This is a genomic window from Rhizobium sp. FY34, from assembly GCF_005222845.1.
GTDB lineage: Bacteria > Pseudomonadota > Alphaproteobacteria > Rhizobiales > Rhizobiaceae > Neorhizobium.
Map to the genome: position 1 here is coordinate 398,863 of NZ_STFZ01000034.1, position 15,065 is coordinate 413,927.

Here is a 15,065-nt window from a genome sequence, read left to right on the forward strand (position 1 = left end):
GAACAAGCGGCGCGCCGTGACGCGAATGCGGAAGACAAGGCTTCCTCTGGGGCTGATACTTAAGCAGATAGACTTGCGCGAAACTGATCCGCACTGGCACGCCAGTTTAACCTCCGCTAACCCAGCCTCACGCAAGCCAGCGACGGTATTGCGGTGACCTGCTACAACCACGGTACAGGCGCGCCATGACCATTATTATCGGATTCGTTATCACACTCGGCTGCGTTCTCGGCGGCTACATGGCCATGGGCGGCCATCTGGACGTCCTTTTTCAGCCGTTCGAGCTCGTGATCATCGGTGGCGCCGGTATCGGTGGCTTCATCATGGCCAACCCGATGAAGACGGTGAAGGACGCCGGCAAGGCGCTGGGCGAGGCATTCAAATATGCCGTCCCCAAAGAGCGCAACTATCTCGACGTTCTGGGTGTGCTTTATTCCCTCATGCGCGACCTTCGCACCAAGTCGCGCAACGAGATCGAGGCGCATATCGATAATCCGGAAGAATCAACGATCTTCCAGTCGGCACCGACGGTGCTGAAGAACAAGGAACTGACATCGTTCATCTGTGACTATGTCCGCCTGATCATCATCGGCAATGCGCGCAGCCATGAGATCGAGGCGCTGATGGACGAGGAAATCGACACCATCCTGCATGACAAGATGAAATCCTATGACGCTATGGTCATCATGGGCGATTCCTTCCCGGCCATCGGTATCGTTGCCGCCGTTCTCGGCGTCATCAAGGCCATGGGCAAGATCAACGAAAGCCCGGAAGTGCTGGGCGGCCTCATCGGCGCCGCTCTCGTTGGCACCATGCTCGGCATCTTCCTGTCCTACTGCCTTGTCAGCCCACTCTGCTCGCAGATCAAGATCGTGCGCAGCAAGCAGCATCGCCTCTACATCGTCGTGAAGCAGACCCTGATCGCCTACATGAACGGCTCGGTGCCGCAGGTGGCGCTTGAATACGGCCGCAAGACGATCTCCAGCTATGAACGGCCGTCGATCGACTCGGTTGAGCAGGAAATGATGAATCCGGGCGGCGGCGGCGACAGCAAGGCGGCATGAGTGAGATGAGCACGGATATGAGCCAAGAACTGGAAAGCAATCCCCCACCCATGGACCTCGCCTTGCTGGCCAAGCTGACCGGCGGCCTGGGCGATCAAAAAACCGTCGAGAAGATCTGCAGCGATTTCGGCGTGCTCTATACGGAATTCCTGCCGGATGTTTTCCAGAGCGAAACCGGCATCGATATCACCGTGTCCTATCTCGGCTGCCAGTCGGGCCTGATGCAGGACCTGATCGCGTCGCTCGGCGATACCGTGAGCCTGGTCGACGGCTCGCTGCGCAACTGGTGCCCGAATTTCGTGCTCGCCTGCGGCAGCAGTTTCATCATCGGCCTGATGGAGCGCATGCTGGGTGCAGACCCGACAATGGTGGGCCAGCCAGCGGAACGTCCGCTATCGGATATCGAACTCGATCTGGCCAACATGGTCTTCGAGCGCATTGCCAACGTGCTGCGTTCGGGTGTCAATACAGCCGGCGGCTTTGAGGCCTTGCTGGAGCGTCCGCACAATGCCGTCAACCGGCCGCAGCCGGATCCGGAAGCCCCGCGTGAGTTTGGCGCCACGATCCGCATGGCCATCGAAATCGGCAAGGTCACCTCGCAGATCGCACTGGTCATTCCGCAGAAGGCACTTTTGAAAACGAAGGTCGTGATTCTGCGGTCCAAGGGCCAGTTGCCGAAGCACAAGCAGCAATGGGCCGACAATATTGCCGAGCAGGTTCGCCGGTCGCGCATCACGCTGGAAGCACGCATCCGCATGCAGAGCCTGACGCTGAAGACAATCTCCAAGCTGGCGGCCGGCGATGTCATCCCGTTCGAGGACAAGGAGGATGTCCACGTCAAGGTGAGTGCCAATGGCAAGGACATGTACACCTGCGAATTCGGTCGTTCCGGCGAGAATTACACGGTGAGGGTCAAGGACAATATCAGCACGGAAGACGAGCTGCTCCGCCACCTGATGGGCTAGGAAGCTCCCCGGCACGTCCCGCACCGCAGCAGTGGGCAGGCTGACGCAAGTTTCAACAGGAATAATGTATCCATGGCTACGAAAAAGACCCCAGTTAACGAAGACGACATTTTCCCAGCGGTCGGCAACGAAGTCGAGCTGGACCAGGCGATCGATGATCTGCGCGGCGTGCTGAAGGCCGATAGTGATGGCGGCGTGCCGGGCTTTGGCGACGAATTCGGCGAACCGGCCGCAGACAACGCCTTTGGTGGCGACGATGCCTTCGGCGGCGGCATGGATGCCGGCGGCGGTTTTGGCGGTTCGGATTTTGGGGGCTCGGACTTTGGGGGCTCGGATTTCGGTGGCGGCGCAAGTTCCAGCATGTCGGAGCCGGGCAGCGCACTGACATCCAATCTCGACCTGATCATGGATATTCCGATCACGGTCGAAATCGTACTCGGCACCAGCCGCATGCAGGTCTCGGGCCTGATGGGTCTGGAAGAAGGCGCCATTATAGCGCTGGACAAGAAAATCGGCGAACCCGTCGAGATCATGGTGAACGGTCGTCGCATTGCGAAGGGCGAAATCACTGTCCTCGAAAATGACGACACCCGTTTCGGCGTGAAACTGACGGAAGTTCTGACCACTCAGAAAGTCTGATCCTATGAAGGGACAGTGAGGGCAAGACCATGATGGACTTTGACGATTTCGGAGGTGCGGTCTCCACGAAACCGTTATCCCAAGCTGAAAAAGCTGCGGCCGTTCTCCTTGCCATGGGCAAGGGGATCGCTGGTAAACTGTTGAAATATTTCACCCAGAGCGAGCTGCAGACAATCATTGCTGCCGCACAGACGCTGCGCGAAATTCCGCCGGACGAACTGCTCGTGCTCGTCAACGAGTTCGAGGACCTCTTCACCGAGGGCGCCGGCCTCATGGATAATGCACGCGCCATCGAGAGCATTCTCGAAGAAGGCCTCACACCGGAAGAAGTGGATGGGCTCTTGGGCCGCCGCACGGCATTCCAGGCCTACGAGACTTCGATCTGGGATCGCCTCCAGGATGCCGATCCGGTCTTTGTCGGCAAGTTCCTGCTGCGCGAACACCCGCAGACGATCGCCTATATCCTGTCGATGCTGCCCTCCTCTTTCGGCGCCAAGCTCTTGCTTCAGGTTCCCGACCAGCAGCGCGCCGACATCATGAACCGTACGGTCAACATGAAGGACGTCAGCCCGAAGGCGGCGCAGATCATCGAAAACCGTGTGATCGAGCTGATCGAGATGATCGAAGCCGAGCGCAACTCGAATGGTTCGAACAAGGTCGCCGAGCTGATGAACGAGCTCGAAAAGCCCCAGGTCGACAACCTGCTCAGTTCGCTGGAGACAATCAGCAAAGAATCGGTCAACAAGGTACGTCCGAAGATCTTCCTGTTCGAAGACCTCCTGGCCATGCCGCAGCGCAGCCGTGTCATGCTGCTCAACGACATTGCCGCGGACATTCTCACCATGGCGCTTCGCGGCGCCGCTGGCGAGATCAAGGAAAGTGTACTGTCGGCAATGAGCCCTCGCCAGCGCCGCATGATCGAATCGGATCTGGGTGCGACCAACGCGGCGATCAACCCGCGCGAAGTGGCCATTGCCCGCCGCGCGGTCGCGCAGGAAGCAATCCGTCTGGCCAATGCAGGCCAGATCCAGCTGAAGGAAGCTGCCGCCGAAGGCGAGCAGGCTCCCGCAGCAGCCTAGCAACTGGCGGGGGGCGAGCCCACCGCCCCCCGGAGGCCATGACCGCCTCCTTCACTGTTTGCGGACGGCCGGTGGCCGCTGCCGCGCAAGGATGAAGCCTTGTCGGACGAAGATAAAGACAGCAAAACAGAGAACCCAACAGGCAAAAAACTGTCTGATGCGGCGGATAAGGGTAACGTACCCTATTCGAAAGAAATCACGCTCTTTGCCTCGTCGCTTGCCTTCTACTTCTTTCTGCTCTTCTTCCTTCCCGGCCGCATGGCTCAGCTCGGCGAGAGCTTGAAGGACCTTATCGAAAAACCCGAACAATGGCAGCTTGAGAACGCCTCCGACGTCGTGTCGATTGCGACGCGTCTCGGCTGGGATACGGCCGGCTTCCTGGCACCCGCCATGCTGCTCTTCTGCATATTCGGCCTGGTGTCGTCGCTCGTCCAGAACATGCCCTCGGCTGTCCTGGAGCGGGTACGTCCGCAAATGTCGCGCGTCTCGATCAGCAAGGGTTTCTCGCGCATTTTCAGCGGTCCCGGCCTCGTCGAATTCGGCAAGTCGATGTTCAAGCTTTTGCTGGTCGGCCTGACCATGTTCTTCGTCATGCGCGGCGACTTCCTGCACACGATCGATGCCATGTTCTCCGATCCGCTTGCGATCCCCTCGATGATGTTTGATTCGACGAAAAAGATGATGGTGGTCATTCTTCTTGCCACCGCAACGCTTGCCGTCGTCGACCTCTTCTGGACCCGTCATCACTGGTATAGCGAGCTGAAGATGAGCCGCCAGGAAGTGAAGGACGAAAGCAAGCAGTCGCAGGGCGACCCGATGGTCAAGGCCCGGCAGCGCTCGGTGATGCGCAATCGTGCCCGTCAGCGCATGATCAACAGCGTGCCGCGTGCCACGCTGGTCATCGCCAATCCGACCCATTATGCCGTCGCGCTGCGCTATGTGCGTGAGGAAAGCGATGCGCCAATCGTGGTGGCCAAGGGTACAGATCTGATTGCATTGAAGATTCGCGAAATCGCAGAAGCTAACAACATACCGGTTTTTGATGATCCGCCCCTTGCGCGCTCCATGTTTGCGCAAGTCTCGGTGGATAGTGTGATCCCGTCAGCCTTTTACAAGGCAGTGGCAGAGCTGATCCATAGGGTCTACGCTTCCAAGGCGCCCAGAAAACGGACACGATAAAACATATGAAAAAATGCAATTATTCGTTGGAGCGGGAAAAGATATTGGCGCAGGCGATCAATCCCGTTGCGACGGAATTGCGCCTTCTGGACGCTGGTGACCTGATATCACTGCTACGCATGGAATATTTCGGCAGCATCGCAGACCTCGTGTCCTCGGCTGCTGAACTGTATTTCCACCCCGGCACGGTCAATTTCGGCTCCGGTGGAGAATACCGCCTCGAATGGGACGGCCAGCCCGAAGTGGTGCTGGACCTGGAAATCAAGCCGCGTGGCGTGTCGATCTATGCCCGCCTGACCCTTGCGGACAAGGTTGCTGGCGTGGAAATCGACCATATTTCCTTCCAGCAGCCCTCGGATGATCCCGAGGAAAACACCCGCTTCCTGTCACGCAGCCTGCACGAAGCGCGCTTCATCAAGCAACCTGCATCGCTTGCCGGGTAAAGACACCCCAGAAATACCAGGCCTCAATGAATATAGCCAAGGCGGATCGCCTTGGCGATCGCCTGGATGCGATTGACCGCGTCCAGCTTGATCGTGGCCGAGCCGAGATAGGCGTTGACCGTATGCACCGACAGGCCAAGCCGCTCGGCGATTTCTTCGCTGATCTGCCCGTCGCCGGCCAATTGCAAGCAGGCGACTTCGCGCTCGCTCAGCGATTCGGAGGGCACGGATCGACGCTCATCGAGTGCCAGAAGATCCATCATCACATGGCAGCTACGCACATGCTGGTCGATGACCACATCGCTCGACAGGCTGTCAGGCACGCCGGAAAACGACACATAGCCATTGCCGACGGAGCCCAGGCGTACCGGAAAGGCAATGCCGGAGAACGGCAGATTCTTTGTCTCAAGCTGGCGAATAAGCGGCTGCGGATCAAGGTCACCGTCCCGCCCCTCGCCCTCCTCGCTACTCCAGGCCATCGGCAGCAGGGAAAAATCGATGTGATGGATGAAGGCTTCGCCATAGGCCTCGATCAGCGCCGCGCTGTTTTCGACAGCCGAAGCACCCCAGTTGTCCAACTCGCAGACCATCTTGCGCTTGTTGGGCATCCCGGCGCCGGAGATGCGAAACACGGCAAAGTTTCGCGCATTCAGCGCTTTCTGCATGCTGACGAGTTTTGGAAACACATCCGATCGGCTTGATGATCTGTGGCCAGGTCCGTAGTGCATCCGTGTTCCGCTCTGCTCCTGATGAACGTCCGAAAGGACGCAAGCGCCTTAGACGAGGTTGTTGCGAACGGCGTAAGCGATCGCTTCCGACCGCGTTTTCGTCGCCGTCTTGCGCATGACGCTGGTTATATAGTTATTGATCGTATTGCGCGAGATACCGAGGATCACGGCAATCTCGTCGCTTGTCTTGCCTTCCGAGATCCAGAAAAGGCATTCCAGCTCGCGGTCGGTGAGTTCGAAATCTCGCTCGGTGCGAACTTCCAGACCGGTCCCCAGGCTGATCACATAGCCGGCCAGAAGCCCGGTTTCGCGCAGCCGGTCCTGCGACAGGATCAGCCCCTCCAGATAGAGAAGCATGATGGAAAAGCGTGTACGCCCGACACAGAAAGTCAGCGAGCAGAACTGACGGCTCACGTCTTCGGGAAGGCTGACATCATCCGGCAGCAGCGAGAACTGCGGCGTCAGCATGGCAAGGCATTTTTCGACCTCGGTCGAGCGGGCATAACCGCCCACCAAATCGGCGCCCAGGCGACGGACAAGATCGAAGGGCCAGTTCGACGCCACGATAAAATCCAGACCGTGTTCCTGCACAAGATCGTAACGGGCGAGCAGATAGTGCGAGGCACCGACGTAATCCGTCAGCATATGCATGGCGCTCTGGATGTTGCCGGCAACACCATAGGTCGAAAGACGGCGTAGAAACTGTTCTCGCAGAGCCGCTTTGGAAGCATTCGGCTCAACGAAATGCCGCCCTTCCGGTACTATCTCTGCACCACGCAACTCCATGCCGCCATGTCTCCTATAAGGGAAAGGCTGCTAACCCCGCCGACGCCCGATCATCGTCATCGTTTCCGCTGGCCGAACCGGGCTCCTCCCGCTTCCGTTTCCGCCAGTGCTATCCGAATCATAGCCATTCTAGGTGCCCGGCCAGGAATTGCCATAAGCCAACTGCATTTTCCGACAGACTCGTAGGTTTAAGCGAAAACCCCACGAAGATCGCGAATCGATATTGCGCCCCAAAGGAAAAGGCCGGCAAGGCCGGCCTTCCACATTTCTGTCGTTTTTTGTCGGATCAGGCGGCGCGATCCACTGCCCATTTGCGCAGGATCTTGGCGGCGCGCTCTTCGGAGATCTCCACCATGCGTGCCAGGCGCTTTTCCGGCCCTTCCTTGACCCGGCGGTTGAAGCCGCCATTCGGGTCGTCTTCGGCGCCAAAGAGGTCGCCGGAACCGTCGAAGCCGAAGTCCGATCCAAAGTCGGCGCCGAAACCATCGGCAAGCGCCGGGTTGGCACCGGCCGGCGAGAAGTCGGGCAGTTCGAGGCCTGCCGTTTCGCCAGCGGCCTCGCTGCTGATGGCAGGCGTGCCGCCGGCGACAGAGCGGATGACCGGACGAAGGCCGAACCAGATCACGAGGAATGCGACGAGGACGAAGGCGAGCGAGTTGATGATACCGCCGAGATTGCGGGTGATGGTTTCGCCGATACCGGGGCCGGCGGCCGCTTCATCCAGCAGCTGGTTTTCGAGAAAGTCCATGGCAGTGACGCTGACCACATCGCCGCGCTCGCTATTGAGGCCGGCGGCGGTCGAGACGATTTTCTGCATTTCTGCCAGATAGGCGTCGATCTTGGCCTGGTCTGCCGGTTCGCCAACCATCTTGGCAATGCGACCACGGTTGACGACAACGGCGATGGACAGCTTTTCGATACGATAGCTGTTGCGTGTCGTGGCCGTCGTCTTCGAATTGATCTCGTAGTTGGTCTGTTCTTCCTTCTTGTCGCTCTGGTCGGAAGACTGCGGATTGGCGCCACCACCAGCCTGCGGTGCGGCCTGAGGCACGTTCTGCTCAACGGTTGCGGCCGAATCTGCCTGGCTCTGCTGTGACTTCTGGGCTTCCTTGGTCACCTTGACGGAGCGTTCGACGCGCGATTCCGGATCGTAGACGGTTTCCTGGATCTGCTGGCTATCCGTGTTGATGCTGGCCGTGGCGCTGGACCGGAAATTGTCCATGCCGAGGAATGGGGCAAGCGCCTTGTCGATGTTGTTTTCGATTTCCTGCTGCACGGACTGCACGGCATTCAATGAACGGTTGAGGGCGCTGTTGCCGTATTCATCGCCGGAGGCCAGCAGCTGGCCGGTCGAATCCAGGATGGTCACGTCATCGACTTCCAGACCGGGAACGGCGGATGCGACGAGGTGACGGATTGATGCGGCAGCCTTGCGGCCAGCTTCGGAACTGGCGCGGATCATCACCGAGGATGTGGGCTTCTGGCCGGCGCGACGGAAATTTCCGACATCGGGCATGACGATGTGCACGCGGGCAGCGGCAATGCCGCTGATCTGCTGGATGGAACGACCGATTTCGCCTTCAAGGGCGCGCACGCGGGTCACTTCCTGCATGAAGGAGGTCAGGCCGAGCGAACCGACATTGTCGAACAACTCGTAGCCGGCATTTGCACTGTTGGGCAGGCCGCGTTCAGCCAGCATGAGCCGTGCCTTGCTGGTCATGCCGACGGGAACCATCAGGCTCTTTCCGTCCGTCCCGGTGTCAAAGTCTATGCCGGCTTCTGCCAGAGCCATGCTGACCTGGTTGAGGTCGGATGTCTCGAGACCGACATACAGCGTCTCATAGGAAGGCTTGTTCACATACAGTGCGGCGCCAATGACGATCGCCATCGAAACCAGGCCGACGCCTGCCAAAGCAAGCAGCTTCGTCTGCCCTAGCGACCCTAGGTTTTTTGTAATTTGATTGAATTGAGCTAACAGATTCATTCTGTTCCCGCACCGTCAAAAAGGATTAAGAGCCCTTTGCCCAGCGACAACCTAGACAGCGAAGCTTGTGCGAGCGTTTCGCTTGGTCGGCCGGAGACGAGTGTCGGTCGTACGGTAGTCTTGTGTCAGAAAAAGTCGAAATCGCCGGCAGCCTTGCTGAGCGGCTGTGAATGACCGTGGCGCATGCCCTTGCTGAGCGCCTTGTGCATGTCGGCAAGCTTGACGAGGCTGAGTGCCGTGGAAACGTCCACCGTCCATTCATCCGGGATGGTGCCGGTGATCGTATCAACGAACTCGGCTAGACCCCGTGTCTTCTGAACGGCCAGATCAATGCCCTGCAACACCTTCATGCTATCGGGCGACTGCAATACAGCTGCACCCCCAAGCTCCAGCAATTGCGGCTCCACCCGTTCGATCAGGTAGGCCACATCATAAAGCTCCGACACGATACGCATCAAGACTTCCGGCAGCTTCTCTTCGAACGAAGCGTATTGCTGCGATTGATTTTCGGTCATTGCTTCCTCGACTAAAAGAACTCGATCGAACTCTCGACAGGCTTTGCCGGCCGTGCCGGACGCTGTTCCAATGCTGCCGTCTTCTGGGTTTCCGCACCCGTCAACGGATAGGTACGGGCGCGGCCACTGGCCGGCCAGTATTCCAATTTCCGGCCGAAATCCCCGCCAACGGAGGATCCGACCAGTTTGATGCCTTCGTCTCTCAGGAACTTGGTCGCAAAGGCTGCGTTCTGCTCACCGACATTCGAAAAGCTGGCAATCGTCTTGGCACCGCCGAAGATCTTGGCTTCCAGTCGTTCGCGCCGCCCGCCGCGTTTCAGGATACCGTTGATCAAAAGCTCCATGAGATGCACGCCATAGCGTGACATGTCACCGCCAGACATACCCCCAGGCCCGTCACCCGGCAGGAGGAAGTGGTTCATGCCACCCACTCCAGCAACCGGATCTCTCAGGCACGCAGCCACGCAAGATCCAAGGATCGTCGTGATGACGGCATTAGGATCATCCGTGACCTTGAACTCGCCCTGGATGATGTTCATCCGTGTGGCTGCGACCGGTTGGTTCATTTAAGCGCTCCGAATACCGCCTCGATGGCAGCTTTCATCTTTTCGATGGTGAATGGCTTTGCCAGAACATTGTTGGCGCCGAGTTGAGCGGCCTTCTGCACAAGGGCACGGTCGCCCTGGGCGGTCAGGATGATGAACGCGGCTTTCTTCGTGGCCGGGTTGGTGCGCACGGCCTGCAGCAGGCCAAGTCCGTCCATTTTCGGCATGTTGAAGTCAGAGATCACCAGGTGATGCGGCTGCTCGGCCATGATCTTCATGCCCTGCTCGCCATCGCCTGCAGCAGTGATCTGTTTGAAGCCGAGTTGTGTCAGGGCGTCGCTGAGCAACAACCGGCTCGTAACCTGATCATCCACGATCAGAACTTTGATTTTTTCAGCGAGAGACATTTATTCGGTACCTTCTTTTCGGGCAGCGGTTAATTTCAGTATTTCTTCTCCGATGGCGCCGAGCGGCATTTGCTGCTCGACTGCCCCGATATCATGCGCGACCCTTGGCATGCCGTAGACCACGCATGTTTTCTCGTTCTGCCCGATGGTGCGCGCGCCCGCACTACGCATCTTGAGCAGTCCCGAGGCTCCATCCCGTCCCATGCCCGTCAGAATGACCCCCACGGCATTCCGGCCGGCAAGCTCGGCAACCGAATCAAAGAGCACGTCCACGGACGGCCGATGGCCGTTGACGGGATCGCGCTCCACAAGCCGGCAGCAGGGAGCGGACGCGTTTGTAACCTGCAGGTGCCGGTCGCCACCGGGAGCCAGATAGATCTTGCCGATCTCCAACCTCGCCCCGTCCGTCGCTTCCTGCACCACAGGCGCGCAGATACGATTAAGCCTTTCTGCAAAACTTTTGGTAAACGTCGACGGCATGTGCTGAGTAATGACCGTCGGCGGGCAGTTTTTCGGAAATTTCTGAAGCACGGTGATCAGGGCTTCCACGCCACCCGTCGATGAACCGATAGCGACGATCTTGCGACCGACCCGGTAATCGACGGAGGGAGCAATCATCGGCGTTGCCGCCGCACTGACGCGTCCACGCTTGGAGCGGGCCGCAGCCTTTACCTTTTCCGCCAGATCGCCGAACGGACGGGCATCGCCCGGCACCGGCTTGCTGACGCAGTCAAAGGCACCAATCTCGAGAGCGGCAAGCGTTGCGTTGGCCCCCTGGTGCGTCATGGTCGATACCATGATCACCGGCATGGGACGCAGGCGCATGATCTTCTCGAGGAATTCGAGCCCGTTCATGTTGGGCATTTCGATATCGAGCGTCACCACGTCGGGATTGAGTTGCTTGATGGCGGCACGCGCCTCATGCGCATCGCCCGCCTGCCCGATGACGTTGACCTCCGGATCGGAATTCAGGACAGCCGTGATCAACCCGCGCATCGTCGCAGAATCATCGACAACAAGAACACGTGCAGGTACGATCATGATTTCCTCCCCCCGTTTTTGGCAGTATAGCGGTAGGTGGTTATCCCGATATTATCAAAAAGATTTTTAGCGTCGCCCGTTACACGTTCGGAGTGACCAATATACAGGTGACCGCCTTCCGGCAGCAGTGATGCAAAGCGCGACCAGATCTTCACCTGCGTCGGCTCGTCGAAGTAGATCACCACGTTGCGGCAGAAGATGATGTCGAAATTACCCTTGAACGGCCACTGCGCCATCAGGTTCAGTTCATTGAAGGTAATCAGTTTCTTGACGCGATCGTCGATCTGGCATTTGCGCCGGCCGCCGACATCGACATCCTTGAAATACTGCTTGCGCATGGCAGGCGTGACGGTTTCCAGCGAATTTTCGTCGTAGACGCCGGCCCGCGCCAAAGCCAGGATCTTCGGGTCGATATCGGTTGCCAGAATGCGAAAATCATAATCGACGGCGTTGGGCAGCAGCGACATCACCGTCAGCGCGATGGAATAGGGTTCCTGTCCATCGGAACAGGCAGCCGACCAGATGCGCACGCGCCCGCCGCTCTTGGCGCGCGCAATTAGGCCCGGCAACACCTCGTCGCGCAGGTGCTCGAAATGGTGGTTCTCACGAAAGAAACGCGTGAAATTCGTCGTCAGGTGCGACAGCATTTCGCGGCGTGCAGGTGCGCCTTCCGGCGAAGAAACCAGGGTGCAATACTCGCGGAAGCCGCGCAGACCGAGGTTGCGGATATGCTTGGACAGGCGCGAATAGACGAGCGACGCCTTCGTGTCGTTGAGGTAGATACCAGCATCCGCGTAGATCATAGCAGCGATCTCGGTGAGGTCGCGGCGCGTCAGCGGATATTCGCCGCTCGCCAGGACTTCATCGGGTGATTGCCTGCTATCGATAACCCCTACAGCTTTCATGCAGCTTCGCTTTCGGTATCGGGAAAAAGGGAATCCAGCTCAATGAGACAGATCATGCGCTTGTCGATCGCCAGTATTCCCCTGGCGTATTGCTTCTCGAGTTCGGACGAGACCTCGGGAACAGGCTGAATATTGTCGTCGGTGACGGTCAGGATATCTGACACGGCCTCGACCAGCAGTCCGACAATGCGTTTCTTCACCTGGGACACGATGATCACGTGCCGTGGCGAAGGCTCCGCCCGTCGCATTCCGAGCCGGGCGGACAGATCTACGATTGGCAGGACTGCGCCGCGCAGATTGATCACACCCATCACGTAGGATGGAGAGTGGGGAAGACCGGTGGCTTTCGTCCAGCCGCGGATCTCCCGCACCGACATGATATTGACGCAAAATTCCTGGTCGCCGATGCGGAAGGCAATGAGCTCCCGACTTCCTTGAGCAAGATTTTTCACGACGTAGGACATCGTCTCGTTCCGCCAGTTAACCCGTTGCCGCCAAAGACATATCCGACTTCAGAACACCATCCTGCCGCAGCGACTGGCCGCGAGAGGCTGCCACGACCGCATCGACATCCAGGATGAGCGCCACACGTCCGTCGCCCAGAATGGTTGCCGCGGCGATGCCGGGGACATGCGTATAGTTGGCTTCCAGAGACTTGATGACCACCTGGCGCTGCCCCTGGATGGCATCGACCATCAGAGCACGCTGGCCGCCGCCTTCGGATTCCACCAGCAGCGCCACGCCTTCGACCGGATTGGCCTGGGTGCCACGGAAGTTGAGGATGCGACCGACATCAACAAGCGGGCAGAAGGAGTTGCGGATGGAAATCAACCGCTGGTTTGCGCCGAACGAGTGGATGCTGGAGGCTTCCGGCTGAAGGGTCTCGACGATGGCCGTCAGCGGCACGACCAGTGTCTGGCCGGCAACCGTTACCACCATGCCGTCAAGCACGGCGAGTGTCAGCGGCAGGCTCATGGTGAAGGTCGAGCCCTGGCCCGGACGCGAGCTGATGGTGATGCGCCCACCCAGAGCCTGGATCGAGCGCTTGACCACGTCCATGCCGACGCCACGCCCGGAAATGTCGGAGATCTTGTCGGCGGTCGAGAAGCCCGGCATGAAGATGAGGTTGTCGATTTCCTCATCCGTCAGGTTGGAATCCGCCGCGATTAGGTCGTTATCGATCGCCTTCTGGCGCACACGCTCGCGGTTGATGCCCGCACCGTCGTCAACCAGTTCGATGACGATACGACCGGAGCGATGCTTTGCGGTGAGCTTGACGGTGCCTTCCGGGTTCTTGCCGGCGGCCTCGCGCTTTTCCGGGCTTTCAATGCCGTGGTCCACGGCATTTCGGATCATGTGGGTCAGCGGTTCGGCCAGCTTGTCGATGACCGTCTTGTCCACTTCGGTGTTTTCACCCTCGGTGACCAGACGGATCGACTTGCCCACCATGTCGGCCACTTCGCGAACGATACGCGACATGCGCTGGAAGACGGGCTTGACCGGCTGGGCGCGGATGGCCATGACCGAATCCTGGATCTCGCGGGTGAGCTGTTGCAGCTCTTCGAGGCCCATATTGATCGAAGACGTGCCGTTATTGTCGTTCTCGATAACGCTCTGCGACAGCATCGCCTGGTTGATGACAAGCTCGCCGACGAGGTTGATCAGGCGGTCGACGCGATCGAGATCAACGCGGATCGTCTGGCCGGCGCTGTTATTGGCATTGGCATTGGCGGCCGCAGCAGCCGCGGCGGCGGCTGCCTGACTTTCCTTCTTTTCGGCGCGCGAGGCGGCCAGCCGGGTGACGTTGGACGCAGTTTCGGCGGCGGCAACGGCAGCGGCAGCCGCACTTTCCATCGCGGAATGATCGTCCGAACTCTCGTTGTCCTCCTCCGCACCCTCATCGTCCAGGGCAGAAAGATCGAAGGGAACCGGGATCATCGGCAGTTCTTCGGCCGTGCTCTCCTGAACCTTGACGTCCAGATCGCAATCCCATTCGGCAAATTCGAACACCGAACGGATGTCCTGTTCGCCTTTGCTGGTCTTGACCAGGATCGTCCAGCTGAAATAAGCGGCCTCGGGATCCATCTTGTCGAAGGCCGGCAGCTGGTCGACGTCGCAATTGATGCTCATCTCGCCGACGCGGGACAGGTCCCGCAGCAGCAGAGCGGCTTCGTTGCCCTTGGCATAAAGCTCGCGCCGGGGCTTGAAAATCACTTCAAATACAGATGGCTCAAGCGTCTGCTCTTCTTCGCCGAAGCCTTCAAATGTAAACGGTATCGGCTGAAAGCCGCTGTCGTCGCTCGGGGCAGCAGGTGCAGGTGCGGCAGCCTTGGCCGGTGCCGCTTTTGCCGGTTGAGGTTTGGGGGCTTCGGCGGGTGCGGCTCCTCCCGAGGGCAGTTCGCCCCGCGCCAATGCTTCCAGTTCCTTCACCAGGCCGCGCGAGCGACCCTCCTCGACACTGCCGCCATCGCGGGAGGCGGTGACAAGATCGGCCAGAATATCGGCCGACTTCAGCATCACCTTCAGAACGTCCTGCGAGGGTTCCAGCTTGTTGGAGCGAACGCAGTCGAGCGTCGTCTCGAACACGTGGGCAAACGAAACCAGGTCATCAAGACCGAATGCACCCGCACCGCCCTTGATCGAGTGGACCGCACGGAAGACGGCATTCACCGTTTCCGGGTCACGGTCGCCGTCATTCAGCTTGAGAAGACCAGATTCCAGTTCAGCGAGCTGCTCCTCGCACTCCTGGAAGAAGATCTCTTTGATTTCGTTCATATCCATCGCA

16 protein-coding genes are annotated in these 15,065 nt (G+C 59.0%); 6 read left to right on the forward strand and 10 right to left on the reverse strand.

Annotation, left to right across the window (positions count from 1 at the left end; translation table 11 throughout):
- Positions 1–185 precede the first annotated feature (185 nt).
- From motA to E8M77_RS20945, 6 genes are all read left to right on the forward strand, one after another.
- Complete coding sequence (motA, locus tag E8M77_RS20920; protein ID WP_137132544.1) at positions 186–1,064, forward strand: flagellar motor stator protein MotA; 879 nt, start codon at positions 186–188, stop codon at positions 1,062–1,064.
- A gap of 5 nt (positions 1,065–1,069) precedes the next feature.
- Positions 1,070–2,029 (forward strand): FliM/FliN family flagellar motor switch protein, encoded by a 960-nt coding sequence (locus E8M77_RS20925; RefSeq protein ID WP_137132601.1) that lies wholly within the window; start codon positions 1,070–1,072, stop codon positions 2,027–2,029.
- A gap of 72 nt (positions 2,030–2,101) precedes the next feature.
- A complete protein-coding gene (gene fliN, locus E8M77_RS20930) occupies positions 2,102–2,668 on the forward strand; it encodes a flagellar motor switch protein FliN (RefSeq protein WP_137132545.1) in 567 nt (188 codons plus the stop codon).
- A 29-nt stretch (positions 2,669–2,697) separates the two neighbouring features.
- Positions 2,698–3,747: a flagellar motor switch protein FliG gene (fliG, locus tag E8M77_RS20935; RefSeq protein ID WP_137132546.1), complete on the forward strand. Its 1,050-nt coding sequence runs from the start codon at positions 2,698–2,700 to the stop codon at positions 3,745–3,747.
- A gap of 99 nt (positions 3,748–3,846) precedes the next feature.
- A complete protein-coding gene (gene flhB, locus E8M77_RS20940) occupies positions 3,847–4,926 on the forward strand; it encodes a flagellar biosynthesis protein FlhB (RefSeq protein WP_137132547.1) in 1,080 nt (359 codons plus the stop codon).
- A 5-nt stretch (positions 4,927–4,931) separates the two neighbouring features.
- Positions 4,932–5,369 (forward strand): hypothetical protein, encoded by a 438-nt coding sequence (locus E8M77_RS20945; RefSeq protein ID WP_137132548.1) that lies wholly within the window; start codon positions 4,932–4,934, stop codon positions 5,367–5,369.
- Between the two features lie 23 nt (positions 5,370–5,392).
- Here E8M77_RS20945 and E8M77_RS20950 read toward each other — a convergent pair whose 3' ends face one another.
- The 10 genes from E8M77_RS20950 to E8M77_RS20995 form a co-directional block, all read right to left on the reverse strand.
- Positions 5,393–6,097 (reverse strand): helix-turn-helix transcriptional regulator, encoded by a 705-nt coding sequence (locus tag E8M77_RS20950; RefSeq protein WP_137132549.1) that lies wholly within the window; start codon positions 6,095–6,097, stop codon positions 5,393–5,395.
- A gap of 48 nt (positions 6,098–6,145) precedes the next feature.
- Positions 6,146–6,883: a helix-turn-helix transcriptional regulator gene (locus E8M77_RS20955; RefSeq protein WP_137132550.1), complete on the reverse strand. Its 738-nt coding sequence runs from the start codon at positions 6,881–6,883 to the stop codon at positions 6,146–6,148.
- Between the two features lie 286 nt (positions 6,884–7,169).
- Positions 7,170–8,867, reverse strand: coding sequence for a flagellar basal-body MS-ring/collar protein FliF (gene fliF, locus E8M77_RS20960; RefSeq protein ID WP_137132551.1), 1,698 nt, complete (start codon positions 8,865–8,867; stop codon positions 7,170–7,172).
- Between the two features lie 125 nt (positions 8,868–8,992).
- A complete protein-coding gene (locus tag E8M77_RS20965; protein ID WP_137132552.1) occupies positions 8,993–9,382 on the reverse strand; it encodes a hypothetical protein in 390 nt (129 codons plus the stop codon).
- A gap of 11 nt (positions 9,383–9,393) precedes the next feature.
- Positions 9,394–9,948: a chemoreceptor glutamine deamidase CheD gene (gene cheD, locus E8M77_RS20970; protein WP_137132553.1), complete on the reverse strand. Its 555-nt coding sequence runs from the start codon at positions 9,946–9,948 to the stop codon at positions 9,394–9,396.
- Positions 9,945–10,334, reverse strand: a complete 390-nt coding sequence (locus E8M77_RS20975) for a response regulator (protein WP_137132554.1) — start codon at positions 10,332–10,334, stop codon at positions 9,945–9,947. Before E8M77_RS20975 ends, cheD begins: the two co-directional genes overlap by 4 nt.
- Positions 10,335–11,375: a protein-glutamate O-methylesterase CheB gene (gene cheB, locus E8M77_RS20980; protein ID WP_137132555.1), complete on the reverse strand. Its 1,041-nt coding sequence runs from the start codon at positions 11,373–11,375 to the stop codon at positions 10,335–10,337.
- The gene (cheR, locus tag E8M77_RS20985) at positions 11,372–12,280 is read right to left on the reverse strand and encodes a protein-glutamate O-methyltransferase CheR (RefSeq protein ID WP_137132556.1); all 909 of its coding nucleotides are present in this window, start codon (positions 12,278–12,280) and stop codon (positions 11,372–11,374) included. Before cheR ends, cheB begins: the two co-directional genes overlap by 4 nt.
- Positions 12,277–12,744 carry a chemotaxis protein CheW gene (locus E8M77_RS20990; RefSeq protein ID WP_137132557.1) on the reverse strand — a complete coding sequence of 156 codons (468 nt, stop codon included), beginning with the start codon at positions 12,742–12,744 and terminating at the stop codon, positions 12,277–12,279. The genes cheR and E8M77_RS20990 overlap by 4 nt, the downstream gene beginning before the upstream one ends.
- Positions 12,745–12,760: 16 nt before the next feature.
- Positions 12,761–15,061 (reverse strand): chemotaxis protein CheA, encoded by a 2,301-nt coding sequence (locus E8M77_RS20995; protein ID WP_137132558.1) that lies wholly within the window; start codon positions 15,059–15,061, stop codon positions 12,761–12,763.
- Positions 15,062–15,065: the final 4 nt, after the last annotated feature.